The sequence below is a fragment of the Sphingomonas sp. genome (genome assembly GCF_048594985.1).
In the GTDB taxonomy this organism is placed as follows: Bacteria; Pseudomonadota; Alphaproteobacteria; order Sphingomonadales; family Sphingomonadaceae; genus Sphingomonas_I.
In genome coordinates this window covers 1-3000 of the sequence record NZ_JBMDXG010000238.1, presented here as the reverse complement: position 1 = coordinate 3000, position 3000 = coordinate 1, and the positions used below count along the sequence as shown (strand labels likewise).

The window sequence follows — 3000 nt, the reverse complement described above, 5'->3', positions numbered from 1 at the left end:
TGCTGGCGATGCGCCAGCCGTCGGCTGCGCGCGCCCGCTGAATCAGCGTGGCGCCGCCGCCGGCATAAGGCGCGCCGTCGGAGCGGCCCCTTTTTGCATAGGTAGAACGGCGGGACGCGATATCGCGCAGCACGCGCGTGCTGCTGTCGACCTCCCACTCGTGGAAGTCGGCGAGCGTCCCGTCGGACAATATTCGCGCGCGAGGAGCGATGAACGTTTCGACCGACATGGTCTCGATACCGGTCGGGGACGCCCGCGTGATGATCGCACCGGCAAGGAACATCTCGCGCAGGGTGACGACCGGTATCGTCCGGCCGCCCCGATTGTCGAAAACAGCGTAGAAAGACCCGATCAGAGCATCGATCGCGGCGGCATCTTGGTCAATTGCGTGCGTCATGCGCCACCAATATCCCCGTCTAAGACCACCGTGTAGACATATCAGGCTTCGAGCTCCGGCCGCACCCGCGCGCTATTCTGGATCGGTTTATCGAGCGCCGCCGTCACGGATCGCGCGATTGGGGGGACGGTTAAGGTAGCGAGCGGCCGATGATTTCCGCAAAGGTGCCGATGGCGTCGGCCTCAGTGAATTGCCCGCGCACGATGGCCGCCGACAGCGCTTCCCCCGCACCGACCAGGCCGACGCACAGCCGGGTGGCGGCAGCGCCGGACAGCGCGCTGAACGGGCTTAAGACGGATACGAACATCACGACGCACTGGTCGAGCAGCTCGTCATAGACCTTTGCCTTGTCGGGGCTTCCGGCGAGCGCGGCACCCACGATGTGGAATTCGCCGGTCAGATCGGCGGCGCAGCGGATATAGGCATCGGCGAGGCACGCGATCGTCTCGTCGCGGCCCTTCCTACCGGCCGCCATCGCCTGACGAAACGTCTCGATCCGCTCGCTGTCGATCCATCGGTAGAGGTCGATCAGCAGGCCAGATCGCGTACCGAAATGGTCATAGACCACCGGTTTCGACACGCCCGCGCGCGTCGCGAGATGACCCAGCGTCAAACGATCGGCACCCTCCGCGCGGATCACCTCCAGGGCCGTGGCAAGTAGCTGCCCACGCCGGTCGGCTTTGGAGAGCCTGCGGCTCTTCTTGCCGGGAGCAACATCCATATCTGACGTCATCGAACCCTGCTTGCCAAACCTACTAACAGTAGTTTAGTGAATGCCTACGTTTGGTAACTTATCGGTCTTGGCAGGAGAGCGTCAATGTCCAATCCAACCATCCTTCTTCTGGGCGGCACCGGCCAGATCGGCCAGCTTACCGCCAAGACGCTACGCGCGCGGCATCCCGATCTCCCCTTGCTGATCGGCGGGCGAGACGGGTCGAAGGCGCGGCATGTCGCGAGTGCGCTGGGCAATGCGGAGGCGGTGATCATCGATCCGCACGCGGACGATCTGGGTCTCGGCGATCGGCCGATCGGGGCGATGGCGGTGCTCTTTGCCGATGAGCGGCTGGCGAGCTTGCGCTACGCCCATGCGCGCGGGATCGGGCACATCGGCATCTCGTCCGGGATCTACGAGATTGCGCCCGAGGTCGCGGTCCATATGCAGAAGCCCGAGGCGGCGGCGATCGTGCTCGGCTATGAATGGCTGGTCGGCGCGACCACGATCGCGACGCTCACCTCCGCCAAAGCCTATGCCCGTCTCGACACGATCAGGATCGGCGCGTTGGTGGATGAGCAGGATCAGGGCGGCCCGGCGGTTGCAGAGGATTTCGAGCGGCTGGCGTCGGTCATGCCCTCCATTCTGGCGCGAAAGGACGGCGCGTTCGTCTGGCGCAAGGGCGACGAGGCGCATTCTTCATTCCGGGCTATCGACGGCACCGTGATCCCGGCCTCGGGCTTCTCATCGATCGATATTGCGGGCCTCGCGGCAGCCACGGGCGCGCGCGACATCGTGTTCGCCATCGGCACGGGGATCAGTTCCAGTCGGCGCGCGGGCGGCGCGAAGTCGACCGAGATCATCATCGAACTGTCCGGCCTCGACGCAACCGGCGCGCCGCTGCACAGCCGTCACGCCGTCGTCCACCCGGGCGGGGCCGCGCCGCTGACCGCGCTGGGTGTCAGCATGGTGCTGGAACGACTTGCCGGGCTGGATGGCAAGCCGGCGATGCGGGCGGGGCTGTTCTTCCCCTACCAATTACTCGATCACGCCGACTATCTCGGGCGCCTGACACAGGAGGGCGGGCAATTGATGGCGCTCCCTTCGCATGACACGCCTTGAGTGCCCCGCCACGCGCGACAGATATGGCGCACCCTAGCGCAGACGGCCCTAATCCCGGCCGGCGGCCATGGATTCGAAGACACCATCGCGGCGTATGAGCGCATGGAACAGGCCGGCGGACAGGTGGATCAGGATCAACGCGAAAAAAGCGAAGGCGAGATAGGAGTGAAGGCCCCACAGGACCGCGTGCAACCTGTCTGATTGAGGCACGATCGGGGGCAGTACGAAGCCCCGCCAGATCGTGACGGGATAGGCGGCCGCGGAGAGCATGGCCCAGCCGAGCAGCGGCATCGCGATCATCAGCGCGTAGAGCGCGATGTGCGACAGAGTGGCGGCCTGCTTCATGGGCGCGGGCAGGTCCGCCGGCAGCGGCGGGGTGCCGCGCGAGAGGCGCACGCCGATCCGGAGGATCGCAAGGAGCAGGATGAGGATGCCGAGCGGGCGGTGGATCGAGACTAGCCGAAGGTAGGTGGGGGTGATGGTCGACACCATCCCCACGCCGATGAACAGCATCGCCAGGATGGCGACCGCCATGGCCCAGTGCAGGACGCGCTGCGTCACGGTGAAGTGCTGACGGGCCATCATGCGCCTCCCTTGCGCGGCGCGGCGTCCGCCGACGGGCGGGGATGCCGCGGGTAATTGGCGGCACCGGCGGTACGGCGATCGAAAGATTTGGCGTAGACCGCCGAACGCGCCGCCGGGAACGGGTCGTCCGACGTCGAAATCCCGGCCGGCAGCACGGTGGGATCGAAATTGAGATCGCGGCACG

General features: G+C 66.1%; 4 protein-coding genes and 1 pseudogene. 1 reads left to right on the top strand and 4 read right to left on the bottom strand.

Translation table 11 applies throughout. The features are described 5' to 3' along the window. A partial coding sequence (locus ACOJSF_RS09525) for a hypothetical protein (RefSeq protein WP_420141974.1) occupies positions 1-397 on the bottom strand: 397 nt, incomplete at its 3' end. Positions 398-527: 130 nt separating this feature from the next. Further along, complete coding sequence (locus ACOJSF_RS09520; RefSeq protein WP_420141973.1) at positions 528-1118, bottom strand: TetR/AcrR family transcriptional regulator; 591 nt, start codon at positions 1116-1118, stop codon at positions 528-530. Between the two features lie 96 nt (positions 1119-1214). On the opposite strand from ACOJSF_RS09520, the gene ACOJSF_RS09515 reads away from it, so the two are divergent. Further along, positions 1215-2231, top strand: coding sequence for an NAD(P)-dependent oxidoreductase (locus ACOJSF_RS09515; protein ID WP_420141972.1), 1017 nt, complete (start codon positions 1215-1217; stop codon positions 2229-2231). 48 nt (positions 2232-2279) lie between these two features. Here ACOJSF_RS09515 and ACOJSF_RS09510 read toward each other — a convergent pair whose 3' ends face one another. After that, positions 2280-2816: a cytochrome b gene (locus ACOJSF_RS09510; protein ID WP_420141971.1), complete on the bottom strand. Its 537-nt coding sequence runs from the start codon at positions 2814-2816 to the stop codon at positions 2280-2282. Continuing rightward, positions 2813-3000, bottom strand: a pseudogene (locus ACOJSF_RS09505) (hypothetical protein); the annotation flags it as partial. The pseudogene ACOJSF_RS09505 and the gene ACOJSF_RS09510, both read right to left, overlap by 4 nt.